The organism is Methylobacterium sp. B4, from assembly GCF_003201865.1.
GTDB lineage: Bacteria > Pseudomonadota > Alphaproteobacteria > Rhizobiales > Beijerinckiaceae > Methylobacterium.
Genome location: NZ_QJJJ01000002.1, coordinates 390,149 through 412,615 on the forward strand (window position 1 = coordinate 390,149; position 22,467 = coordinate 412,615).

The following is a 22,467-nucleotide window of genomic DNA, read 5'->3' on the forward strand; positions in this document are numbered from 1 at the left end:
GGGTCCGTTGTCTGAAGGATCGGGGGAGGGCGATCGATCAGACGACGGGCGGGGCGCGTGCACTGGCGCGGATGCCGGGCGGCGCGCGCGGGGCGGCGACGATTTCGGGCCGCCACGCGACCCGGACCATCCGCTCCCGCGGCCACGCGACGAGGGCGTGGGCGGCCTCGGGAACGTCGAGGCTCGGAAGGACGTGCGCGGCCTGGCAGCAGGGCAGGTGGCCGTGCGCCGGGTGCGGCGCGGAGGGGTCGCCGGCCTTCGCGTCGGGCGCGCAGAGGACGTGGACGAGGGCCCGGTCGGGGCCGAGGCTTCCGGCGAGCGCGGCGGCGCCGAGTACGACCTGCAGGGCGAGCGCGTACAGCACGGCCACGGCGATGACCGCGCGGCAAGCGGACCATCCCGGCAAGCGCCCACGCATGTCCGCCACCTACGGCTCAGCTTGGCGGGCCGTCAATAAGACGTGACATCGGGGACGGCGCTTTTTCCCGAACCGAGGCCCGCGGGTTCGGACGATGCGAAAGCCTCTTCCGGCAGGCTCGCGATCCCGAGCGGCTTCGCCCCACGGCTCGACGCCTCCCCGTCATGGCGAGGCGAAGCCCTCCAGCGCTCCGCATCATCCGGAAGGGTCGCGCGCCTGGATCGCTTCGCTCACGCTCGCGATGACGGGGAGGGAGCCCGAGCCGACCGGGCGCGACGGCCGTCAGGTGCTGCGGCCGTCGGAGACCAGCTTGCGGAGTTGCTTGAGGGCGAGCGGGTGGCCCGCGCTCAGGTCGAGCGGTCCGGCGAAGCCCCCGTCGCGGTCCATCATGTAGACCATGAGCGTGTGCTCCAGGGTGTAGTCGCCGCCCGGCAGCGGCACCCGCTTCACGAAGGCGCGGTAGTCGCGGATCACCGCGTCGATCGCCTCCTTCGTGCCCGTGAGCCCGGTGATCCGCTCGCTGAACGAGGCCATGTACTCGCGCATCACGGCCGCCGTGTCCCGCTCGGGGTCCAGGGTGATGTAGTAGGCTTGGATCTCGCCCCCCTGCGCCCCGAATTCGTCGAGCAGGGTGCCGAGGTCGGCCAGCGTCGTCGGGCAGACGTTCGGGCACTGGGTGAAGCCGAAGAAGACGAGGAAGGGCTTGCCCTTCAGCGCCCGCGAATCGACCGTGCCGCCCTTCGAGGATTCGAGCCGGAACGGGCCGCCCACCACCGACATCGCCGGCGGCCGCTCGCCCCGCGGCAGGAAGGCGACCGTCGCGCCCACGATGCCGACCAGCGCCAGCGCGAAGGCGACGAGGATCAGGGTGCCCCCCCGCTGCGCGGCGGGGGCGGGCGGCCGGGGTTCAGTGGCCATGGTCGTGCCCCGAATGGTCGTGCCCGGAAGCTTTCTCCTTACCCGGCCCCTTGCCCGGCTCCTTGGCCGCCAGGCTCTCGACGGCGAACTCCACGGGGACGGCGCCGGCCCGCTCGAAGGTCAGCGTGCCCTTCACCCGCTCGCCCTGCTTGAGCGGCCGCTTGAGGTCCATGAACATCAGGTGGTGGCCGCTGGGGGCGAGCGTCACGGTCTTGCCGGGCGCGACCTCGAGGCCGTTGGGCAGCGGCGCCATCTTCATCACGCCGCCCTCCATCGACATGGTGTGCAGTTCGGTCCGGCCGGCCGCCTCGATCGAACCGCCGGTCAGGCGGTCGGGATCGCTGCCCGTATTCGTGACCGTGACGTAGCCCCCGGCGACCTTCGCCCCGCCGGGCGTGGCGCGCGACCAGGGGTGGCCGAGCTTGAGCGGGCCGGCGCTGTAGTCGTGGGCTTTGGCCGGACCGGCCGCGGCGAGGCCGAGGGCCAGCAGGAGGGCGGCAGGAAGAGCGATGGAGCGCATGATCGTGTCTCCGCACGAACGAGGATGGGGCAGGGCGCCCGCGGCGCCGGGATCGGGTGCGCGCCGGCCCCGCAGGGCGGCGCCGGCGTGCGGCGGCGGAGTGCCCGGAGCGGACGCTCCGCCGCGGGGCTCGTCAGTGGTGGTGTGCGTGCCCGCCGGCTTCGGGTGCGCCGGCACCCTCTCTGCCGGGAGCCGGGGCGCCCCCAGGACCCTGGGCGCCGATCGGCGCGACCGTGAAGGTCACCGGCACCGTGCCGGCCCGCTCGAAGGTCAGGGAGCCGGCGACGGTCTCGCCGGCCTTTAACCCGTCCTTCAGGTCGAGGAACATCAGATGGTAGCCGCCGGGCTTGAGCGCCACGGTCTCCCCCGCGGGAAGGGCGAGGCCGCCCTCGACGGGGGCCATCTTCATCACGCCGCCCTCCATCGACATCGAGTGGATCTCGGCCCGGCCGGCCCCGGGAATCGCGGCGGCGGTCAGCCGGTCGGGATCGGTGCCCGTGTTGCGCAGGGTGACGTAGCCGCCGGCGACCTTCGCCCCGCCCGGCGTCGCCCGGATCCAGGGTGCCTCGATCGCGACCGCTCCGGCCTTCGCAGCGGGGGATGCCTTCTCGGGCGCCTTGGCGGCAACGATCCGCACGGCCGGGGCCGGCGACTTCAGCGCCTGCACGCCCTGTCCTTCCGCCGGAATCTCGCTCCAGCGATAGCTTCCCTCCGTGCAGTCCTGCTCGACGGGGAAGTAGATCGTCGCGCCGGGGGCGAAGGCGTCCGAGACGCGGGCGAAGAAGGTGAACTCGTCGACCTGATCGTCGGGCAGGCTTCCGCCGCACCAGGTGATCCGGGTCACGCCCTCCGAAACCTGTCCGTGAAACGAGGGATAGGGCCGGGCATAGGCCGACTTCACCGTGGCGATCTCCCAACCGGGCTTCGGCATGGGCTTGGCGCCGGTGACGCCCTCGGGGATCGTGACGCTGACGCGGGTGGTCGGGCGGCCGTCGCAGCCGTGCATGATCTGCACGACCCCGCGGTAGGCGGCGTTGGGCGAGGCCTCCTTGCGCTCCAGCACGGCGTGGGCCGCGGCGGAGGAGACGAGGGCCGAGACGAGGCCGGGCGCGATCAGGGCGAGCGGCAGGGCGAGGCGGAGTGGGTGTGCGAGCATCATAGCGGGCTCCGGTGTCTGACTTCGGGGTCGCGGGGAGAGCGGACGAGTCAGGCGGCCGGCGGGGCCCGGGCATGGGCGAGGGTGAAGGGCGGCGGCCGGGCGGCCGTCAGGGTCCGGTCGATCCGGCCGGCGGGGCCGGCCCTCCGCTCGGGCCACGCGAGGCTGCCCGCAGCAGGGGGAGGGAGCCCGGTCGCGGGGGCATGGCTCGCGGCCGTGCAGCAGCCGGCCGGGTGGTGCGCATCGGGCGCCGGCCGATGGTCCGGCGGGGTGACATGTTCGGACGCACTCCAGGCTCCCTCCGCCTCGCCGACGCAGAGGATGCCGGACGCGCCCTCGACCGGCAGGGCCGCGATGCTGCCGAGCAGCGCCTGGAGCATCAGCGCGTAGAGCGCGACCACGGCCGTGAGCGCCCGCGCGCGGCGCGGCCCTCGCGCGGTCCGGTCGCGGCGTGTGGTCGGCATGGATCGAGCCTTACGACCCTTTGCGCCGCCGCGGTAGGCCCCCGGCCGGCGCCACGCGACCGCACCCGGCGGCTCGGCCGACGCGCCGCCCGAACCGACGGAGCGTGCGCCGCCGCACCCGCACGCCACAATATGGCCCGGAACGGCATGGCTTCTTAACCACGAGACCGCAACAACGGCGGCACGAGGACTTGGCCGAGACTTGGTTTCGTAAAACCTTAGCGTCTCGCCGGATCCGACCGACCGCACCCTCAGTCCAGAGCCCCGGATCGATGCTGCAGACCGCGCGCCACCCCCGACCCTTCGCCCGCTCCCTCGCCGCCGTCCTGACGGCGGGCACGCTGCTCGCCGGCCCGGCGCTCGCGCGCGAGGCCGGCTTCGCCCAGGCCGAGTGGGCGCAGGACTACGCCGCCCCCTCCACCATGCAGGTGCACCGCTCCTCGACGCCGATCCTCTCGCCCGACACGATCGCGGCGACCGAGGCGATGGTCGAGAAGTACCGCTCCATCGTCTCTCGCGGCGGCTGGCAGCCGGTCTCCGGCGCGGCCGGCCTGCGCATCGGCTCCCGCGGTCCCGCGGTCGCGGCGGTGCGTCAGCGCCTGATCGTGACGGGCGACCTCGACGCCAATGCCGGCGGCGCGGGCACCTACGATTCCTACGTCGCGGCCGGCGTGAAGCGCTTCCAGGCCCGCCACGGCCTGTCCCAGACCGGCCAGATGAGCCCGGCGACCCAGGCGGCGATGAACGTGCCCGCCGACGTGCGCCTGCGCCAGCTCGAGACCAACGTGATCCGCCTGCGCTCCTATTCGGGCGATCTCGGCCGGCGCTTCGTCATCACCAACATCCCCGCCGCCCTGGTGCAGACGGTGGAGAACGGCCAGGTCGTGACGCTGCACGCCGCGGGCGTGGGCAAGATCGACCGCCAGTCGCCGATCATGAATGCCAAGGCGGTCGAGATCAATTTCAACCCGACCTGGACGGTCCCGGCCTCGATCGTGAGGAAGGACCTGATCCCGAAGATGCAGAAGGATCCGAACTACCTCACGGACAACAAGATCCGCATCCTCTCGGGCGGCCAGGAGATCTCGCCGCGCTCCGTGAACTGGAACTCGGACGAGGGCACCCGCTACACCTACCGTCAGGATTCGGGCGCCGACTTCAACTCGATGGGCGTCGTGCGCATCAACATCCCGAACCCGCACGGCGTGTTCATGCACGACACCAATTCCCGCGGCGTGTTCGGCGACGATTTCCGCTTCATCTCCTCGGGCTGCGTGCGCGTGCAGAACGTGCGCGAGTACATCACGTGGCTGCTGAAGGACACGCCCGGCTGGGACCGCAACGCGGTCGAGCGCGCGGTGGAGAGCGGCCAGCGCATCGACGCGCGGATGACCCAGCCCGTGCCGGTCTACTGGACCTACATCACCGCCTGGGCGACCCCGGACGGCACGGTGCAGTTCCGCGACGACATCTACAAGCGCGACGGCGTGAACGTGCCCTCGACCATCGAGGCGCCGACTCCGGTCGCCAGCGCCGCCTCGACCCAGCCGGAGGTGTTCGAGCCGGGCGACGAGGGGAACTGATCCCCTTCGTCCGACCGAACGGCCGAGACCAATCATGCCAGCAGCCCGGACCGGATCTCATCCGATCCGGGCTGTTCGCGTCGGGAGCCCCTTTTCGCAGGTTGGGCCTCTGCCCAGCGCCCCCGTCCGGTCGCGGGAAGCCCTGCCGCATCCCCCGCACCGGACCGGGCACGCGGGTTTTTTCGGAAAAAGGTCGGATCGGCGGATTAAAGGCGCGGGTCAGCCGTCAACGGAATATGGTGGCCGACAGAATGCGCTCGAAACGCTCCGAAATCGTCGACCTGCTGGTGCCCTTGCGGCGCTACGCCCGGTCGCTGACGAGGGATTCGCTCAAGGCGGATGACCTCGTCCACGACACCATGGTTCGCGCCCTCGAATCGCGTGCGAACCTGCGACCCGACACCAATCTGCGCACCTGGATGATGACGGTGCTGCACAACGTCTTCATCGACGAGCAGCGTCGCAAGCGGGTCGAGGCGCGTCACGCCGACGTGCTGGTGCAGCTCTCCGACGAGATGGCTCCGCCCGCCCAAGAGGGGCAGGTGCGGCTCATGCAGATCCGCAAGGCGTTCGAGAGCCTGCCGGAGGAGCAGCGCGCCGCGCTCCATCTCGTGACCCTCGAGGGCATGGCCTATGCCGACGCGGCGGCCGTGCTCGGCATTCCCATCGGTACCCTCATGTCGCGGCTCGGCCGCGGCCGGGCGGCCCTGCGCGCCTTCGAAGAGGGCAACCACAAGGGCAAGGTTGCCGAGGTCTCCGACGACGTGCCCGACCGGAAGCGGTCGCATCTGCGCGTCGTCGGTGGGAATTGATGACCGGTGCCGGCCGTTAAGACCAATAAGATCGGGACGACACGAGACGGGGGCGGTAGGCATGAAGGGCAGTCGGAGTAGGCTGATGGTCGATCCGGTCACGGAATCCGATCTCATCGCGTATGTCGATGGCGAGCTCGACCCGATGCGCCGCGTCGAGGTCGAGGCGCATCTCGCGCGCAACCCCGAGGACGCGCTCCAGGTCATGGCCGACCTGCGCGACCGCGATGCGCTGCGCGAGGCGCTCCTCCCCCTGCCCGGGCCCGGGCCCGAGCGGCTTCGCGAGGGTGCGCGCCGGATCGATCGCGCCTTCGCATGGCAGCGGGTCCAGTCGCGCATGCGCCGGGCGGCGGCGGTCGTGGTGCTGGTGGGTGCGGGCTGGCTCGCGCATACCGAGATCGGCACCTTCGGCGTTCCCGGTTCCATCGCCTCACCGATCGACGCCTCCCTGGCCGAGGAGGCGCAGCAGGCCCGCCGGGCCGTCCAGATCCGGGCCCGCACGACCAGCCTGCCTTCGGCCTCGGCCTACGATCCTGCCGATCTGGAGGCGGCCACCGGAGTCGATCTGCCGCCGCTGCCCAACGGCTGGACCGTCCGGGACGTGCAGATCTTCCCGAGCCGGAACGGCACGGGAATCGAGGTGTCGATCCAGTCGGGCGAGATCGGCGAACTCGCCCTCTTCGCCAAGCGGAGCAGCGGCGCGGCCCTTCCCGAGGGAACGGAGCCCGTGGCGCGCTCCACCGACGGCACCACGGCTTATTGGCGCAACGGCAGCACCGCCTACGCCCTGAGCGGATCGCGCAACGACCCGGCGCTTCACGCCGCCGCCGAACGCCTCGCCGCTATCCGGGAGTAGAAACACTCCGGGTAGCGAATCGGGCTGCGGCGACGCTCGTCGCGGCCGGAACCAGTCTCACGGGCGGTCGGCGGTGAAGGCTCATCCGCCCGTCCGTGGGCCTAAGGTGTGGCCAAGAGCGTCGCAGTCCGGCGCTGCCGCTCCAGGATCTCGCGCAGATGGGCGACAGCCCCCTGTTGCATGTTCTGTAAGGCCTGCGGGTCGGCCTCCCCGTCCCGCCGCATCGATACGTAGAACTCGAAGCCGTTCGGCTCCGTCCCGGCGATCCGGTTCAGGACGAACGGGAACAGGCCCAGCCGCGATGCCTCCTCGACGAGGGTGAGGAAGGACAGCGGCGTGAAGACCCAGCAATGGCATTGCGTGTAGCGGCTCGAGGCGAAGGCTTCGGTTGCCTGTGCGTGTGCCAGGGCCAGCGCCGCCTCACCGCACAGGCGCGGCGTCCGAGCCGGATCCTCCCCTGCCCAGACCCGGCCGGGATCGACCGCCCGAGCCTGATAGGTATGGGCGAAAATCTGACGCGGGCTCGGGCGCGTGTAGGCGAGCAGATCCGCCTCGACGAGTTCGGCGATGGTGCTGTCGACGCGTCCCGCATCGAACATGAAGCGCCGGTCCGGCAGCGAGAGGTTGAGCACGCCGCCGGGGCGCAGGACGCCGTGGATGCCGCGGAACCAACCGAGCAGGTTGGGCACGTATTGCGCGACCTGCGCAGCGATCGCGAAGTCGAAGCCGTCCTGGCCCAGCACCTCCGCCAGAGAACCCGAGCCCGGCCAGGCATGGTTGATCGGCGCGGCGTCCGGCTGGCCGGCCTGCGCGTCGAGCGCGTGATCGACATAGGCGACGCGGATACCCTCGGGCAGGGCGGTCGGGTTGTTCGACGGCCCGAACTCGAGCCCCCGACTCTCGGGCAGAGGAACGTCATGAGTGAGCCGGGCGAGGCGCCGGTCGGCCGACCGACGCGCCAGGAAGGCGTCCAGCGACAGGGAACCGGAATGCATGTCGCGAATACCTCACCCCTCGATCCCGTATGGAGAGGCGGAAGGTTATCGGCGTCGTGGGCCCTCGCGCAATCGTTCGGCACGCGGCTGATGCAAAGGGTGCCAAGCCGCGTCCCGCAAGACACGCCTCTCTTGCCGGAGCGGAATTGCTCGCAGGTCCAAGCGTACGGCTAAACACTATGATAGCCGAAATTTGATAGGTGCTTCTCATCTTTACGCAGTGTGCCGAAGGGTGCAGCAACGGCCTTCGCTCTCATAGCCTGAGCGGCGCAGGCTCTGGCCTGCGTCACGTGACGGGGCTCGTACTGCGCCTGCTGCGATGCGGCTGGGATTCCGGGAGGTCTAGCGATCCGTTGCCGATAGTGTGAATGTCTTCGGAATGCGCCGCTGCGTCGAGGGAGGTGGAATTCTCTCTTGCAAGGCTCCGGGTCGACACCGCCGGTCCGAGCGAACGTTTTGAGCAAGACGGGAAAAGCCGTCGAATCGTTTCAAGAAATTTTCTCAATTCGCGGGCGGGGCCTCCGACGTTGTTCAAGCGCAGCTTGCAGATGCTCTCGCAGCGGACCCGCCTCGGGAGGAGCCTGGGCCGGAAGGGTCTGCTGCCGACGGGGAAGCCGTCGGGCGCCGCGGCCGACTTCGACTCGAACTTCTACCGGGCGTATTATCCTGACCTCGCCGTTATCGGCGGCGAGGCGAGAATCCTCCGGCAGCACTACCTCAAGCACGGCCGCCATGAAGGCCGCTTTCCCAACGCCGCCGCCATGATCGCCGCGCTGGAGGGTGAGGGCGGTCCGCTGCCGCGGGACTTCATCCCCGAGCATTACGGGGCGATCTACGACGACTTGGCCGGGATCACCGAGGCCTGGAGACTGACGGAGCACTATCTCCGCTTCGGGCGCTGGGAGGGCCGCGCGCATCGCGCCGACCTGGCGTCCTTCGATCAGGAATACGAGCGCATGCTGGCGCGCTCGGCCGGGGCCGGCGGAGAGCATCGCGCCGAGAGCTTCGCGCATCTCCTGGCATCCGTGCGGGTCCTGCCCGGTCCCTGGCTCGACCACTTCGCGCTCAACGAGTTCGCTCTGCTGAATGCAGCGTGGCTGCCGCGCCAGCCCACCTCGCGCATCGAGGGGCTCATCGTCTTCCTGACGAAGGGCGTGGACCGGCTCGCTCCGATCTCTCTGCGCCAGCGCTTCGATCCCGCCTTCTACCGCTCGAACAATCCGGATGTGCCGGCCGGCGCCGGCGATGCCGACCTGTATCGTCACTGGCTCGGTCGGGGGATCGGCCGGGGAGAGCCCGGCACCGAGGCTGCGGCGCTGAAGGGCCTGATCGGCGACGAGCATTTTCCCGACAGTTTCGACGAGGCGGCCTACCGGCCGTTGCTGCCCGAGGGCATCGCGCCGCCGCCGCCGGGCCGGCTGAACGCCCTGCGGCACTTCATGGAGACGGGCTTCCATCTCTGGGAGCTCGAGCCCGTCCGGCAGGCCTGCTCGGCTCCGCTCCTCGAGCGGATCGGAGAGTTCCATCTCACCCAGGGCCACGCCGTCGCCGCCAAGGAAGCCTACGACCGGGCGCTGCGGGCCGGGCTCACCGCGGGGCGCATCCATCACCGGCTCGGTGACGCGCTACGCCTGCTCAACCGCACGAACGATGCGGCGCGCGCCTTCGCCATCGCCGCCGACGCGCCCGGTGCCATCGTGTGGAGCCACATCCACGCGATCGACGGCCTGCTCGCCCGGCCGGACGGCGTGGCCGAGGCCCTCGACCGCGTCCGCCGCGCGGCCGGGAAATGGAACGCCTCCGCCCCGTGGCGCGCCGCGGCCCACCGTGCGATCGCCGCGAGCTTCGCCCTGGCGAGCGAGGAGGCCCGCACGTTGTACGCTGCGGGCCGGCGGCGCGAGGCGGATCAGCGCCTCACCGCCTGCCTCGACATGATCGCCGGCCTGATCGCGGTGGTCGATCCACTGCCGTCCACGCTCCCGGTCCCGGCGAGCGGCCATGTCGTGATCGTCGCCAACCGCGACCTTCCCCAATGCGATCACTACCGCGTCGTGCAGAGGATCCAGCAACTCGAACACGGCGGCTGGACCGTGGAGGTGTTCCGGCAGGACGAGGCGGGCGATTGCCGGCCGGCCCTCGACCGGGCGGCGGCGGTGATCTTCTACCGCGTGGCGGCCTTCCCCGGCGTCCTGCACGCGATCCTCTACGCGCGCGCCCTGGGCCTGCCGACGATCTACGAGATCGACGACATGGTCTTCGATCCCGACATGTACCCCGATCCGCTGGAGAGCTTCGAGGGGCAGATCACGCCCAGGCAATACGTCGATCTGCAGTACGGCGTCCCGTTGTTCCGCTACGCCATGCGGGCCTGCGAGACGGGGCTCGCCTCCACGCCGGCGCTCGCCGAGCGGATGCGTCCGCTCGTCCGCTCCGGCGTCTGCCACGTTCTGCGCAACGGCCTGGATGCGCGCAACCTGCCCTTCCTCGGCCGCGCGCCGCAGCCCTTCTCGGAGACGGCGCTGACGATCTTCTACGGATCGGGCACGCGGGCGCACAACAAGGACTTCAACGATCTCGCCGCGCCCGCACTCCTCGACATGCTGGAGCGCCATCCGCAGGTCCGCCTCGTCATCGCGGGCTACCTGAAACTCGGTGACGGTTTCCGGCGCTTCGCGCACCGGGTGCGGCAGCTCGGCTTCACCGACGACGTGGCGGCCTATTGGGAGGCGCTCTCGGGCGCCGACATCAATCTCGCCGTCCTCTCGCCTGGCCCCTTCGCGGACGCCAAGAGCGAGATCAAATGGCTGGAGGCCGCCATGTGCGGCGTCCCCTCCATCGTCAGCGCGACGCGCACCTACCGGGAGATCCTCGTCGATGGGCAGGATGTTCTCCTGGCCGAGACGGTCCAGGAGTGGAAGCGGGCGCTTGCGGCGCTGATCGCCGATCCCGAGCTTCGTCGCAGCATCGGCCGGAAGGGGCGCGCCAAGGCCTGTGCGGGCTACGGCCTCGCCGCCGCCGCCACGATTCTCAAGGGCGTCCTGCCGCCGCCGCTCGATCCAGCAGCGTCTCCGGCCGATCCGTTCCGCCGCGATGCCCGGACGCGCGCCCTCGAAGTCTGGTCCGCCCTGGAGGCGGGGCAGGCACCGCCGCAGGAGCCCGTCGAGGCCGCCCGTCCCGGCACGGGGGCGCGGCGGGAGGGCAAGCCGCGCATCCTCGTCGTGAACGTGTTCTTTCCGCCCCAGACGGTCGGCGGCGCCACCCGGGTCGTGCGGGACAACATCGACCACATCCTCGATCAGGCCGCGGGCCGGTTCGAATTGGTAGTGGCGGCCAGCGATGTCGGGGTCGAGCCGCCCTACCAGACCCGGATCGACGCCTATCGCGGCATCCCGGTCTTTCGCATCGCGACGCCGCTCGAGCGGAACATGGATTGGCGTCCGTTCAACAATAGGGTGCGCGAGGAATTCGAGACGCTGCTCGACCGCTTCGAGCCCGACCTCGTGCACTTCCACTGCGTGCAGCAGCTGACCGCCAGCGTGGTCGAGGCCGTGCGGATGCGAGGCATTCCCTACGTCGTCACCGTGCACGACGCGTGGTGGATCTCCGACTTCCAGTTCCTCATCGACGAGGACGGACTGGTGCAGATGCCCTCGCCCGATCTCCTCGCCGACGCGACGAGCCGGTCCGTCAGCCCAACCGCCTCGGTCGCGCGCCGCCGCGGGCTGGCACGCCTGCTCGACTCCGCCGCCGCCGTGGCCGCGGTCTCGCAAGCCTTCGCCGAGATCTACCGCAAGGCGGGCTTTCCCGAGACGATCGCAATCCCGAACGGCGTTCCGCCTCTGGTCCCCGTCGCGCGCCGCCAGAACCGCGCGGGGCGCGTGCGCCTCGGGCATATCGGCGGGCGCACGGCCCACAAGGGCGCCACGCTGATCGAGACGATCCTGCGCGGGGGCCGGTTCGAGAACCTGACGCTCACCCTCGTCGATCATGCCCTCGCCACGGATTATCTCAGCGAGGAGACCTGGGGCGCCACGACGGTCCGGATCGTCGGCAAGGTGCCGCAGGAGCAGGTCTGCGACCTCTACGCGGAGATGGACGTGCTGCTCGCCCCCTCGCTCTGGCCGGAAAGCTTCGGGCTGGTGACGCGGGAGGCGCGGGCGGCGGGTTTGTGGGTCGTGGCCAGCGACCTCGGTGCGATCGGTGAGGACCTCACCGAGGGCGTCGACGGCTTCCGCGTCGATGTCGGCTCCCCGGACGCCCTGCGCGCGGTGTTCGAGCAGATCGACGTCGATCCCGCTCGCTTCCGCACGAGCCCGCCCAAGGAGGCGAAGCCGCCGCGGACCGCCGCGGATCAGGGCGAGGATCTCATCGCCCTCTACGACAGGCTCGCCGCGCGGTAGCTTCGCCGCGCTCGCGCCTCGTTCCTTGCGCGCCCTTTGCGCGGGCGCGCAAGCTCAGGGCGTCGGCAAGGGTTGAATGACCTCGGGCGGCGTCTCGCGGACGGCGCGCAGCTCGTACCAGAGGGCGTTGAGCACCCCCACGGCCGCGGCCAGACCGAGGCCGAGAACCCAGGCGAAGTACCACATCGTCGAACTCCTTCGGGATTGGGGTGGAGGGCCTCAGTAGGCCGGCGAACCGGGGGCGGTGATGTCGCGCTCGGAGACCTTGCCCCACAGCACCCGGTAGACCCAGGCCGTGTAGGCGAGGATGATCGGCAGGAAGATCGCCGTCGCGATCAGCATGTTGCGCAGGGTCGCCCGGCTGGAGGAGGCGTCGAAGACGGTGAGCGCGTGGCTCGGATGCGTGCTCGACGGCAGGATGACGGGAAACATCGACAGGCCGACGGTGGCGATGATGCAGGCGATGCCGAGCTTGGAGGCCAGCAGCGTCAGCCCCTCCCGCCGGGCGCGGAAGCCCATCGCGGCGAGGAGCGGCGCCACGATCCCGAGGAGCGGCACCAGCGCGAGGGCCGGATGCGCCCGGAAGTTGGCGAGCCAGGCGCCGGCCTCCGCGACGACTTCCTTGGCCAGCGGGTTGGAGGGGCCGTCGCCGGGAAGCGGGGTCACGATCCGGTAGCCGCCGAAGGCGCCGGTCCAGACCAGCAGGCCGCCCAGCGCGAACAGCGCCGCGGTGGCGACCGCCGCCCTCAGTCCGATGGCACGGGCGCGCTCGGCGACCGGCCCCTCGGCCTTGAAGGTGAGCCATGCCGCCCCGTGGGCCACCAGCATCACCGCCGAGAGGCCGCCGCAGAGGAGGGCGAGCGGGTTGAGGAGGCCGAAGAGCGTGCCGCCGTAGATCGGGCGCAGATCCCCCGTGAAGTGGAAGGGCACGCCCTGGAGCACGTTGCCGACGGCGACGCCGAAGATCAGGGCCGGCACCGCACCGCCGACGAAGAGCGCCCAGTCCCAGCGGGCGCGCCAGGCCGGACTCTCGTTCTTCGAGCGGTACTTGAAGGCCACCGGCCGCAGGATCAGCGCGAGCAGCACGAGGAACATGGCGAGGTAGAAGCCGGAGAAGCTGAGCGCGTAGAGCGCCGGCCACGCGGCGAAGATCGCGCCGCCGCCGAGCACCAGCCAGACCTGATTGCCTTCCCAGGTCGCCGAGACGGTGTGGATCGCCACCCGCCGCTCGACATCGGTACGGGCGACGAAGGGCAGGAGCGCGCCGACGCCGAGATCGAAGCCGTCGGTGACGGCAAAGCCGATCAGCAGGACGCCGAGCAGGACCCACCAGATCAGGCGGAGGGTTTCGTAGTCCGAGAGTAGGGCGAGCATGGGGATATTCCTCGGAAAAGTGGTCGGCGCGAAGGGGATCGGCCGGCGCCTGAGGGAAGGGGGAGGGCTACCCGGCCGCGACGAGGCGCGCGCCGTCTCCGTTCGCGGTCGGCCCAGGGAAGAGCGCTGCCGGGTCCTCGGCCAGCGTCTCCGGCCCCTTGGCGATGGCCCGCAGCATCAGCCGAACCTCGATCACCGCGAGCACGCCGTAGACGAGGGTGAAGCCGGCGATGGTGATGACGAGCGAGGGGATGCCGAGTTCGGAGGTCGCGAGGGCGGTCGGCAGCACGCCCTCGATGATCCAGGGCTGGCGGCCGAATTCGGCGACGAACCAGCCGAACTCGATGGCGATCCAGGGCAGCGGCAGGGCCAACAGCGCCGCCCGGAACAGCCAGCGGGGCGCCTCGGCTTCCCGGGCCGTGTACCAGAGCGCGGCCCCGAACAGGGCGATCAAGAGGAAGCCGCAAGCGACCATCGCCCGGAAGGTGAAGAAGATCGAGGGCACGTGCGGCACGGTCGACCACGCCGCCCGCTCGATATCCGCCTCGCTCGCCGTGCGCGGGTCGCCGATGAGCGGCTTCAGAAGCTGGGCGTAGCCGAGATCGGCCTGGGTCCGGTCGAAGGTGGCGCGGGCCTCCCGGTCCGTTCGGTCGGCCTTGATTCGCTCCAGGGCGTCGTAGGCGACGAGGCCGTTGCGGATACGGCCCTTGGCGATCTCGACCAGTTCGGCGATGCCGGGGATTTCGGTGGTCAGCGAGCGGGTGCCGATCAGGCCCATCGCGTAGGGGATGTGGAGCGCGAAGCGGGTGGTGCGGCTTTCCAGATCCGGGATGCCGACCGCCGTGAAGGCCGCCGGAGCCGGCTCCGTGTGCCACATCGCCTCCATGGCGGCGAGTTTCATCTTCTGGTGGTCGGTGATGGCGTAGCCGCTCTCGTCGCCGAGCACGACGACGCTGAGCGCCGAGGCGAGCCCGAAGGCTGCGGCGATGGCGAACGAGCGCTTGGCCAGCTCCAGGTGCCGGCCCCGCAGGATGTAGAAGGCCGAGACGCCGAGCACGAAGACCGCACCGCAGACGTAGCCGGCCGAGACCGTGTGGACGAACTTCGCCTGCGCGACGGGATTGAGCAGCACGGCGGCGAAGTCGGTCACCTCCATGCGCATCGTGTCCGGGTTGAAGGCGGAGCCCACCGGATTCTGCATCCAGCCGTTGGCGATCAGGATCCAGAGCGCCGAGAAGTTCGTGCCCAGCGCCATCAGCCACGTGACGACGCAGTGGGTCAGCGCCGAGAGCTTGTCCCAACCGAAGAAGAACAGCCCGACGAAGGTCGCCTCCAGGAAGAAGGCCATCAGGCCCTCGATGGCGAGCGGAGCCCCGAACACGTCGCCGACGTAGTGCGAGTAGTAGGCCCAGTTCATTCCGAACTGGAATTCCATGGTCAGGCCGGTGGCGACGCCGAGAGCGAAGTTGATCCCGAACAGGAGGCCCCAGAACTTCGTCATGTCGCGCCAGATCTTGCGACGCGTCATGACGTAGACGGTCTCCATCATGGCGACCAGGATCGAGAGCCCCAAGGTCAGGGGCACGAACAGGAAGTGATACATCGCCGTCAGCGCGAATTGCAGTCGCGACAGATCGACGAGCAGCGGATCGGTCATGGCAGGTTCCTCGGCGTCCGGCGAAGCCTGTCGCTCCAGAGGCCCCGCAGGCGCCTTGACCCAGATCAAAGCCGCGCTGGGCCGCCCTTGCGCACAAGGCGGCATGCCCCGCCAACGAACGATCCGCGCCCGTCCGGAGAGTGCGCCGCCCGCCGCCCTCCGCCTCGCCCGTGAGGCGGCCGGGCCGGGTCTGCGCCGCATCCACGGGCTCCACGCACTGCGCACTGCCACGGTGCTGGCCGGCGCCGTGGCGCTGGCGCGGCTGACCGGGGCGCTGATCGAGACGGGAGAGAGGGACGGGCTCGCCCTCGGACTCGTGCTCGGACTCGCGCTGACCTGCGCGTTGGCGGGCGCCGGGCTCGGCGCGGCGATCGAGGGGCGCAGCGCGGTGCTGGAGGCGGAGGTTGGCGTGCGGCTGATCGATGCCGCGCAGGCGCGTCTGGCGTCGATGCCGGCTCGCGCCGCCGGCGAGCTTCCGCGGGGCGCGTTGATCGCCGGCCTGCAGCGTCATCCGGGCGCGCTCGCCCGCCTCGTCGTCGGCCATGCCGCGGCGCGGCGCATGATGGCGCTCGGCCCCGTGCTGACGGCGGCCACGCTCGCCCTGGTCTCCTGGCAGGCCGCGCTCGCCCTCCTGCTCGCCACCCCCGTGATGATCGTCTTCTTCGCCCTCGTCGGCGGGATGATCCGGGAGCGGGCCGTCGCGCAGGAGGCGGCGCTCGGCCGGCTCGCCACCCAGTTCGCCGACCGGGTGCGGGCGCTGCCGACGATCCTGGCCGCGCACGGGCTCGCGCACGAGACGGAAAAGCTCGACCGGCGGCTCGCGGCCTATGCCGAAGGCACCATGGGCGTGCTGGCGGTCGCCTTCCTCAATGCGGGCGTGCTCGACTTCTTCGCCTCGCTCACCATCGCGATCCTGGCGGTCTTCCTCGGGCTGGGTCATCTCGGCCTCGCCGAGATCCCGGGCTTCGCGGGTCTCGCACTCTGGCAGAGCCTGCTGATCCTGCTGCTCGCGCCCGAGTTCTTCGCGCCGTTCCGCCGCTACGCCGAGCTCTACCACGCCAAGGCGGAGGGCGAGGCGGCCGCCGACGCCCTCGCCTGGGCGTTTGCGCAAGAGACGACCGCCGGGACATCGGCGGCCGCGCCGTCCCTGGCGGAGCCGGGCGTGCGCGGGCTCGTCCTGCCCCATGCCGGGCCGGTCCCCGATTTCGACCTGCCGCGGACCGGCCTCGTCGCGCTGACCGGCCCGAGCGGGGCCGGCAAGTCGACCCTCCTGCGGGTGTTCGCCGGGGTCGAGGCGCCGCTCGCCGGTGCGGTGCTCCTGCCGGCCGAGGGTCCGCGCACCTGGGTCTCCCTCGACACGCCCATCCCGGCCGGCACCTTGCGCCACGCGCTGGTCGACGGCTCGGTGGCGACGCCCGAGGCGGCGGCGCGGGCGGCCGCCGCGCTCGGCCTCGCCGACGATCCGCACTGGCCCGGCGGCCTCGACGCCCCGGTCCGGGCAGGCGCTGAAAACCTTTCCGGCGGCCAGCGGGTGCGCGTCGCGGTGGCGCGGCTGCTGCTGCGGCCGGGCATCGCCTTTTGCGACGAGCCGACCGCCAAGCTCGACCCCGGGAACGCGGCGCGGGTGCGCCAAGCTCTGCGGGCGGCATCCCGCGACCGCCTCGTCGTCGTCGCGACCCACGACCCTGCGCTCGCGGCTTTCGCCGACCGGCGCGTGAGGCTCGGCGCCGCTCTCCCCGAAAGGCAGGCCGCATGATCCGCTCGCCCTCGCAAGCCCGATCGGCCCGGGCGTGGCACTCTTCCTGGCGCCTCGCCTTCGCCCTCGCGGCCCTGGCGCTTGCCGCGAACCTCGCGCTCGCCGGCACCGCCGTCACCTTCCTGGCGGCGGTGGCGCTCGCCGGGGCGGGGCCGGCGGCCTTCGCCTTCAACTTCCACCATCCGGCAGCCCTGGTGCGCCTGTTCGCGCTGCTGCGCACGGGCGCGCGCTACGGCGAGCGCATGGCCGGGCACCGGGCGGCGCTGACCGATCAGGTCCGCCGCCGGGCCGGCCTGTTCGCGGCGATGGCCCGCGCCCCCGAAAGTCGCGGCGCGGGCTGGCAGCTCGGCCGCCCGGAGCGGTTGGCCGATTTCATCGACGACGTGGCCGACATCGACTACGCCCGGCTGCGCGTCGGCTTTCCCCTGGCGATCACGGGCGCCGCTCTCTTCGCGCTGCTCGCCGCGACCGCCTTCGTCGCGCCGCTCGCCCTCGTACCGCTCGCCGGCCTCGCCCTGGCGGGCAGCCTCGTGACCCGCCTTACGGCGCGCCGGCTCGGCGCCGTCGAGGCCTGGACGCGCACCGCGCGGCGGGCTGCCACCGCCGATCTCGGCGCGGCGCTGGCGGGCGCCATCCCCCTCGACGCCGAAGGCCGGCGCGCGGCGGCCCTGCGCGATGCCCTCGACCCGCTCCGCGACGCGGAGCGGGAGGGCGCCTCCGGGCGGCGGGCGCTGGCTCGGCTCGAAGCCCTGCTGGCGCTGGCCGGTCCGACCGCGGCCCTGGCCGTGCTGCTCGCGGCCTGGAGCGCGGGCGCCCGCGGCACCGGCCTCCTGCCCGCCGCCTTCCTGGCCTTTGCCTGGCTCGGCCTCGCCGAGCCGCTGCTCGCGCTGCCCCGCGCGCTCCTCGGCGCCGTCCGCGCCCGCCTCGCCGGAGCGAGCTTTCCGGCCGAGGAGGAGGGCACGGTCACGGGGCTGGCGACGCCGCCCGCCGCCGGTGCGCTCACGCTGCACGGCCTGCGGCTGCGCGCGCCGGACGGGCGCGACCTCGGACCGACGCCCGATCTCTCCGTGGCGCCCGGCCTGGCCCTGACCCTCGTCGGCGCGAGCGGGTGCGGCAAGACCACCCTGCTGAAGGCGCTCGCCGGCTGGAGCGAGGATCGGCCCGGGGAGGAGATCCGGCTCGGCGGCACCCGCCTGCGCGCGGCCGAGCGGCAGGCGCTGACGCATCTCGGCGTGCACGACGCCGCCATCGTCGCCGACACCGTGCGGGAGAACCTTTTCGCGCCCGATGCACCGGATGCCGAGCTCTGGGCGGCGCTCGCCGCGGTCGAACTCGACACCCGCATCCGCGCGGGCGGGGGCCTCGACGCCTGGATCGGCGAGGGCAGCCTGTCGCTCGGCGAGGCCCAGCGCCTCAACCTCGCCCGCGCCGTCCTGAGCCGGGCTCCCGTGATCCTGCTCGACGAGCCGGTCGAGCATCTCGGCGACGATCAGGCCGCCCGCATCCTCGCCCTCCTCCTCGAGCGCTGGCGCGACCGCGTCGTCGTGCTCACGAGCCACCGCCCCGATCTCCTGCTCCCGGGCCGCCGCCTCGCGCTGGAGCCGCCTTTTGCCCTGGATCAAGGCCCGAGCGCGGGGATGGCATCAGGCTGCGCCCCATGAACCGCGATCTCCTCGCCCGCGACGACCGCCTCCGGCTGCCCCGCTACACCACCGATGCGGCGCCGGCGCTCATCGGCTTCGGTGCCGCGGCGATCTCGGCCCCGCCGCAGGGCTACGCCCGGAACATTGCCGCGGTCCCGGCCGATGCCCGGATGATCGAGGCGGGTCAGGTGCCGACCGCGCGCGGCCTCGCCCTCACCCTCGAGGACCACCTGCGCCGCGACGTGATCGAGCGCCTGACGTGCGACCTGCGGGTCGATCTCGACGCGGTCTGCGCCCGGCACGCGGTGAGCGCGGCGGTGTTCGAGCCCGAACTCGCGCGCATCGACGCCCTCTGCGGCGAGGGGCTGGCGCGCCGGGTCCGCGGACAGGTCGCGGGATCCGCGGCCGCCCGCGCCCTCGTCCGGGTCGTCGCCTCGGTGTTCGACGCGCGCCTGGCCGCCACGGCCGGAACGCACGCCCCCGCGCTCTGACGCCGCCCCGCCAGACGCAGGCCCGGTGCGGAGGCGCCACGCGCCTCGGCCTTGCGCTGGATCAAGGATGCCGTCTCGCCGGACGGCGAGGGTTGAGGCCGCCGAACCGACCGTCACTGCCGCAGGAGGCCCACTTGGCGTACGCGAACATCTTGGTCTCGGTCGATCTCGACGAGGCGACACCCGACCGCATCCGGCTCGCCGCCGGCCTCGCGCAGCGCTTCGAGGCGACGCTCACCGGAGCGGCCGCCTGCGCGCTGCCGATGCCGATCTTCTTCCAGGATATCGGCGAGATCGAGCGGCGGGAGACCGAGAACAAGGAGAAGGCGCTCGCCGCGCTCGAACGGGCCCGGGCCGTGTTCTCCGCCTGCGCCGAGGCGGTGGCACGCACCGATTGGCAGACGGCCCTGGCGGAGCCGGCCCGGCACCTCGTGGCCCGGGCGCGGGCGGCCGATCTCGTCGTCGTGCGGCGCCAGGGAGCCGACGACGATCCGCCGGGACCGTTCGGCGTGGCGCCCGGCGCCCTCCTGATGGAGGCCGGCCGTCCCGTGCTCGTGGTGCCGCCGCGCATCGAGGGGCTTCGGGCCGCGCGGATCGTCGTGGCCTGGAAGGACGGCGTCGCGGCGCGCCGGGCCGTCTCGGCTGCGCTGCCCTTCATGCGCGAGGCGGATCAGGTCTTCGTCGCCAGCGCGGGGCCGGGCGCCCATCACGAGGGCGCCGAGGAGGTGGCCGCCCATCTCGCCCGCCACGGTGCCCCGGTCACCACCCATCTCCTGCGCACCGCCGTGAGCGACGGCGACGAACTCCTGCGCTTCGCCCGGAAGCAGGAGGCCGACCTCATCGTGATGGGCGCCTACGGACATGCCCGCCTGCGGGAGTGGATGTTCGGCGGCGTCACCCGCGACGTGCTGCAGCACAGCCCCTTCCCCTGCCTGATGTGTCACTGATGCGCGCCTCGATCCTCGCAACCCTCCTGCTGTCGAGCCTGCCGGCCCTGCTGCCGGTCGCCGCCCAGGCGCTCGATGCCCGCGCGCAGCGCGGCGCGACCATCGCCCGAACCCACTGCGCCCGCTGCCACGCGGTGGGGCGGGTCGGCGGCAGTCCGCTGGCGGAGGCGCCGCCCTTCCGCCTGCTGCACCGGCGCTACCCCGTCTCTGACCTCGGCGAGGCGCTGGCGGAGGGCATCACCACGGGGCACCCCACGATGCCGGAATTTCGCCTCGACCCCGACGAGGCGCAGGCCCTGATCGCTTATCTGGCGACGCTCGAGCGGTAGAGCGCTCCGGTGCCGGAGCGCAGGACGGTTCGTTGCGGAGATGGGCGTCGAGGCAAGGCTTGGCGGTCGCCTCAGCTTGCCGCCAGCTCTTCGAGCCGGGCGATGTCGAGCAGGCGCACGCCGCCGGGCACGATCAGGATCGCCTTGTCCCGGTCGAGCCGCGTCAGCATCCGGCTCACCGTCTCGATCGTGAGGCCGAGATGGTCGGCGATGTCCTGCCGCCCCATCGGCAACTCGACGGTCACCGAATTCTGGCCGATGCGGGCGTAGCGGGCGCGCAGGCCGAGGAGGAAGCTCGCCACCTTCTCCTCGGCGGTGCGGCGCCCGAGCAGCATCATGTGGTCCTGCGCCAGGGTGAGTTCGTAGCCTGCGCGCTCATAGAGGCGCTGGAGCAGGTGCGGCGCCTCGGCAACGAGGCCCGCGAAGGCCCGCTTTTCGAAGCGGCAGAGCTTGGTCGGCGCCAGTGCCTCGGCGGTAACGGTAAAGCGCTCGGGCAGGGCGAGGCCGAGAAAGTCGCCGACCATGGCGAAGCCCACGACCTGACGGCGGCCATCCGGCAGCAACCGCGAGAGGCGCAGCATGCCCTCCGTCACGTTGTAGACGGCGCCGGCCGTGTTGTCCTGATGGAACAGGGCTTGGCGGGCATCCAGGTGGACCTGCTGGCTGACCGCCTCCAGGCGATCGAGTTCTTCCGTCGTGAGGGCGGCGCAGACGCTGACGAGACGCACGCCGCAGGCGGCGCAGCCACCCTCGGACCGTTCGTGGGCGCAGGCGTGACCGTGATCGCCCCGCTCCCCGCCGGCCTGCGCGCCGCAATCCTGCATCGGAGGCTCCCACGCCGCAATCGATCCGACCCGAGAGATACGCCGGGTCGAACGGGCTTGTGAAGGAGGCGCGAGCAAGATCATCGCCACGGGGTTGGTTCGTGGATCGGGTCGAGGACTTCGATCAAAGCTCGACCTACACGGAGCGAATTCATGGCGGTCGCCAAGGGAAACTCGATTGTGCCCAATGCTCGGCGCCGGACATGCTCGGAGATATCTCGAACCTCTCTCTAGAATACGCACGCCTGCCTGCGACCGTGACGGCATCGGCGGAGCCCTCTACGGAAGCCGGTGCGGCTCCGGACGCTCGCGTCACCGGCCCCGGTCGCTGCAGCAAAAGCCCTTTTGACTGTGATCCCTGGGTGGTCGTGGGGGGGCTTGGAGAGGGCAAACGGGCCGTTCGTTCAGACGGATGACAGGTCGCGGGGGGCCTGTTACGACAGCCTCGGCTGACCGGCCCCGTAGCTCAGCTGGATAGAGCAGCCGCCTTCTAAGCGGCAGGTCGTAGGTTCGAGCCCTACCGGGGTCGCCAGCATGACCCGTCTCGATTGCCTGTCGAGGCTCGGTCGCTTCGCTCTCCATAGTTCGCCGAACACAGCGGTGCGGATGCTCTCACGAGGCAACGCCCGAGATCCGTCCGTGGCGCGGCATCGCACGGCAGGCCGCCCAGCTTCGGCATCGCGCTGATGGAGCAAGCACCGTGCGACCGTTCCTTCAGGCCGGCAACACTGTCCTGCCTCACTGAAGGGTGCTCCGACTACGAGGCACCACGGGGCTTCGGGCTGTGAGCACGCCGTTGATCGCGCCTTTCCCACTCATCGGCGGGAGCGCCGAGCCGAAGCGATTGCTGGCAAACTTTTTCGAATCGGTCTGTTGACGTCGGTCGGGGCTGTCCGTAGAAGCTGCCTCACCGACGGGGCGCCGCGGTCCACCGCTTGGTGGTCAGGTGCCTCGGGGTCTTCGGAGTTTGTGGTGGAGCGGAGCTGATCCGGGTGACTGGATCGGGCGATCGCTGTCCTTCCTGCTCCGAGGTGTCGGCGCTTCCGGACGCTTCGGTGTCCGTTCGGAGCGGTTGACAGGACGGTTCGCCGGCTCTAGACGCCGCGGACCGCTGCGGCGGGGCCAAGATGGCGGCTACGGTCGCCGGCCCGGCAGAGGATTGATCGCCGAGGGTGGGCTGGATGGGCCGGGCAACCGGGCTGTCGGCGCGTCTTCGGTGGAGGGTTATGCCCGCAAGGGTGTAGGCTTCGCGCTCTTTGACAAGTGAATCGAGAGAAAGAGAAACGTGGGCGGCTTGTTTTCGTCCTTGCGGGTTCGAGCGATC

19 protein-coding genes and 1 tRNA gene are annotated in these 22,467 nt (G+C 71.5%); 10 read left to right on the top strand and 10 right to left on the bottom strand.

All coding sequences use genetic code 11. The annotated features are described in order from the left end of the window. Positions 1-37: 37 nt before the first annotated feature. The 5 genes from BY998_RS05500 to BY998_RS05520 all read right to left on the bottom strand — a co-directional run bounded on the left by BY998_RS05500 (position 38) and on the right by BY998_RS05520 (position 3,476). Entirely contained in the window at positions 38-418 is a 381-nt protein-coding gene (locus tag BY998_RS05500; protein ID WP_110350648.1) for a hypothetical protein, read from the bottom strand. Positions 419-700: 282 nt separating this feature from the next. Beyond that, the gene (locus BY998_RS05505; RefSeq protein ID WP_110350605.1) at positions 701-1,336 is read right to left on the bottom strand and encodes an SCO family protein; all 636 of its coding nucleotides are present in this window, start codon (positions 1,334-1,336) and stop codon (positions 701-703) included. Beyond that, positions 1,326-1,856 carry a copper chaperone PCu(A)C gene (locus BY998_RS05510; RefSeq protein ID WP_110350606.1) on the bottom strand — a complete coding sequence of 177 codons (531 nt, stop codon included), beginning with the start codon at positions 1,854-1,856 and terminating at the stop codon, positions 1,326-1,328. Before BY998_RS05510 ends, BY998_RS05505 begins: the two co-directional genes overlap by 11 nt. A gap of 133 nt (positions 1,857-1,989) precedes the next feature. Further along, positions 1,990-3,015 carry a DUF1775 domain-containing protein gene (locus BY998_RS05515; RefSeq protein WP_110350607.1) on the bottom strand — a complete coding sequence of 342 codons (1,026 nt, stop codon included), beginning with the start codon at positions 3,013-3,015 and terminating at the stop codon, positions 1,990-1,992. Positions 3,016-3,062: 47 nt separating this feature from the next. Beyond that, positions 3,063-3,476 (bottom strand): hypothetical protein, encoded by a 414-nt coding sequence (locus BY998_RS05520; protein WP_110350608.1) that lies wholly within the window; start codon positions 3,474-3,476, stop codon positions 3,063-3,065. 272 nt (positions 3,477-3,748) lie between these two features. Between BY998_RS05520 and BY998_RS05525 the strand changes: the two genes are divergently transcribed. The 3 genes from BY998_RS05525 (at position 3,749) to BY998_RS05535 (ending at position 6,727) form a co-directional block, all read left to right on the top strand. Next, entirely contained in the window at positions 3,749-5,059 is a 1,311-nt protein-coding gene (locus tag BY998_RS05525; RefSeq protein ID WP_110350609.1) for a L,D-transpeptidase family protein, read from the top strand. Between the two features lie 251 nt (positions 5,060-5,310). Continuing rightward, positions 5,311-5,871, top strand: a complete 561-nt coding sequence (locus BY998_RS05530; RefSeq protein ID WP_110350610.1) for a sigma-70 family RNA polymerase sigma factor — start codon at positions 5,311-5,313, stop codon at positions 5,869-5,871. Positions 5,872-5,956: 85 nt separating this feature from the next. Continuing rightward, entirely contained in the window at positions 5,957-6,727 is a 771-nt protein-coding gene (locus BY998_RS05535) for a zf-HC2 domain-containing protein (protein ID WP_110350611.1), read from the top strand. Between the two features lie 101 nt (positions 6,728-6,828). Here the strand turns inward: BY998_RS05535 and BY998_RS05540 are convergent, their stop codons facing one another. Further along, entirely contained in the window at positions 6,829-7,722 is an 894-nt protein-coding gene (locus BY998_RS05540; RefSeq protein WP_110350612.1) for a hypothetical protein, read from the bottom strand. 548 nt (positions 7,723-8,270) lie between these two features. Between BY998_RS05540 and BY998_RS05545 the strand changes: the two genes are divergently transcribed. Next, positions 8,271-12,122 carry a glycosyltransferase gene (locus BY998_RS05545; RefSeq protein WP_110350649.1) on the top strand — a complete coding sequence of 1,284 codons (3,852 nt, stop codon included), beginning with the start codon at positions 8,271-8,273 and terminating at the stop codon, positions 12,120-12,122. Between the two features lie 54 nt (positions 12,123-12,176). On the opposite strand, the gene cydX is transcribed toward BY998_RS05545, so the two are convergent. The 3 genes from cydX to BY998_RS05560 all read right to left on the bottom strand — a co-directional run bounded on the left by cydX (position 12,177) and on the right by BY998_RS05560 (position 15,153). Next, positions 12,177-12,308, bottom strand: coding sequence for a cytochrome bd-I oxidase subunit CydX (cydX, locus tag BY998_RS05550; protein WP_110350613.1), 132 nt, complete (start codon positions 12,306-12,308; stop codon positions 12,177-12,179). 33 nt (positions 12,309-12,341) lie between these two features. Next, entirely contained in the window at positions 12,342-13,496 is a 1,155-nt protein-coding gene (cydB, locus tag BY998_RS05555) for a cytochrome d ubiquinol oxidase subunit II (protein ID WP_110350614.1), read from the bottom strand. 67 nt (positions 13,497-13,563) lie between these two features. Beyond that, positions 13,564-15,153, bottom strand: a complete 1,590-nt coding sequence (locus BY998_RS05560; protein ID WP_110350615.1) for a cytochrome ubiquinol oxidase subunit I — start codon at positions 15,151-15,153, stop codon at positions 13,564-13,566. 103 nt (positions 15,154-15,256) lie between these two features. Here BY998_RS05560 and BY998_RS05565 point away from each other — a divergent pair, with 103 nt between their 5' ends. The 5 genes from BY998_RS05565 (at position 15,257) to BY998_RS05585 (ending at position 20,319) form a co-directional block, all read left to right on the top strand. Next, complete coding sequence (locus BY998_RS05565) at positions 15,257-16,909, top strand: ATP-binding cassette domain-containing protein (protein WP_110350650.1); 1,653 nt, start codon at positions 15,257-15,259, stop codon at positions 16,907-16,909. Next, the gene (locus tag BY998_RS05570; protein WP_110350616.1) at positions 16,906-18,570 is read left to right on the top strand and encodes an ATP-binding cassette domain-containing protein; all 1,665 of its coding nucleotides are present in this window, start codon (positions 16,906-16,908) and stop codon (positions 18,568-18,570) included. Before BY998_RS05565 ends, BY998_RS05570 begins: the two co-directional genes overlap by 4 nt. Continuing rightward, positions 18,567-19,043, top strand: coding sequence for a hypothetical protein (locus tag BY998_RS05575; protein ID WP_110350617.1), 477 nt, complete (start codon positions 18,567-18,569; stop codon positions 19,041-19,043). The genes BY998_RS05570 and BY998_RS05575 overlap by 4 nt, the downstream gene beginning before the upstream one ends. A gap of 134 nt (positions 19,044-19,177) precedes the next feature. Further along, positions 19,178-19,990 (top strand): universal stress protein, encoded by an 813-nt coding sequence (locus tag BY998_RS05580; RefSeq protein WP_110350618.1) that lies wholly within the window; start codon positions 19,178-19,180, stop codon positions 19,988-19,990. Next, a complete protein-coding gene (locus tag BY998_RS05585) occupies positions 19,990-20,319 on the top strand; it encodes a cytochrome c (protein WP_110350619.1) in 330 nt (109 codons plus the stop codon). Before BY998_RS05580 ends, BY998_RS05585 begins: the two co-directional genes overlap by 1 nt. A gap of 71 nt (positions 20,320-20,390) precedes the next feature. Here BY998_RS05585 and BY998_RS05590 read toward each other — a convergent pair whose 3' ends face one another. After that, positions 20,391-21,143, bottom strand: a complete 753-nt coding sequence (locus BY998_RS05590; protein ID WP_110350620.1) for a helix-turn-helix domain-containing protein — start codon at positions 21,141-21,143, stop codon at positions 20,391-20,393. A 455-nt stretch (positions 21,144-21,598) separates the two neighbouring features. Here BY998_RS05590 and BY998_RS05595 point away from each other — a divergent pair. Continuing rightward, positions 21,599-21,675, top strand: a tRNA-Arg gene (locus tag BY998_RS05595). The last annotated feature ends 792 nt before the right edge of the window (positions 21,676-22,467 follow it).

Bases quoted from the DNA above. Each gene is read 5' to 3' on its own strand.
- BY998_RS05570 (WP_110350616.1), top strand. From the start codon at position 16,906: ATGATCCGCTCGCCCTCGCAAGCCCGATCGGCCCGGGCGTGGCACTCT.
- BY998_RS05585 (WP_110350619.1), top strand. From the start codon at position 19,990: ATGCGCGCCTCGATCCTCGCAACCCTCCTGCTGTCGAGCCTGCCGGCC.
- BY998_RS05530 (WP_110350610.1), top strand. From the start codon at position 5,311: ATGCGCTCGAAACGCTCCGAAATCGTCGACCTGCTGGTGCCCTTGCGG.
- BY998_RS05520 (WP_110350608.1), bottom strand. From the start codon at position 3,476: ATGCCGACCACACGCCGCGACCGGACCGCGCGAGGGCCGCGCCGCGCG.
- cydB (WP_110350614.1), bottom strand. From the start codon at position 13,496: ATGCTCGCCCTACTCTCGGACTACGAAACCCTCCGCCTGATCTGGTGG.
- BY998_RS05525 (WP_110350609.1), top strand. From the start codon at position 3,749: ATGCTGCAGACCGCGCGCCACCCCCGACCCTTCGCCCGCTCCCTCGCC.
- BY998_RS05510 (WP_110350606.1), bottom strand. From the start codon at position 1,856: ATGCGCTCCATCGCTCTTCCTGCCGCCCTCCTGCTGGCCCTCGGCCTC.
- cydX (WP_110350613.1), bottom strand. From the start codon at position 12,308: ATGTGGTACTTCGCCTGGGTTCTCGGCCTCGGTCTGGCCGCGGCCGTG.
- BY998_RS05545 (WP_110350649.1), top strand. From the start codon at position 8,271: ATGCTCTCGCAGCGGACCCGCCTCGGGAGGAGCCTGGGCCGGAAGGGT.
- BY998_RS05540 (WP_110350612.1), bottom strand. From the start codon at position 7,722: ATGCATTCCGGTTCCCTGTCGCTGGACGCCTTCCTGGCGCGTCGGTCG.
- BY998_RS05560 (WP_110350615.1), bottom strand. From the start codon at position 15,153: ATGACCGATCCGCTGCTCGTCGATCTGTCGCGACTGCAATTCGCGCTG.
- BY998_RS05535 (WP_110350611.1), top strand. From the start codon at position 5,957: ATGGTCGATCCGGTCACGGAATCCGATCTCATCGCGTATGTCGATGGC.
- BY998_RS05565 (WP_110350650.1), top strand. From the start codon at position 15,257: ATGCCCCGCCAACGAACGATCCGCGCCCGTCCGGAGAGTGCGCCGCCC.
- BY998_RS05500 (WP_110350648.1), bottom strand. From the start codon at position 418: ATGCGTGGGCGCTTGCCGGGATGGTCCGCTTGCCGCGCGGTCATCGCC.
- BY998_RS05590 (WP_110350620.1), bottom strand. From the start codon at position 21,143: ATGCAGGATTGCGGCGCGCAGGCCGGCGGGGAGCGGGGCGATCACGGT.
- BY998_RS05575 (WP_110350617.1), top strand. From the start codon at position 18,567: ATGAACCGCGATCTCCTCGCCCGCGACGACCGCCTCCGGCTGCCCCGC.
- BY998_RS05515 (WP_110350607.1), bottom strand. From the start codon at position 3,015: ATGATGCTCGCACACCCACTCCGCCTCGCCCTGCCGCTCGCCCTGATC.
- BY998_RS05505 (WP_110350605.1), bottom strand. From the start codon at position 1,336: ATGGCCACTGAACCCCGGCCGCCCGCCCCCGCCGCGCAGCGGGGGGGC.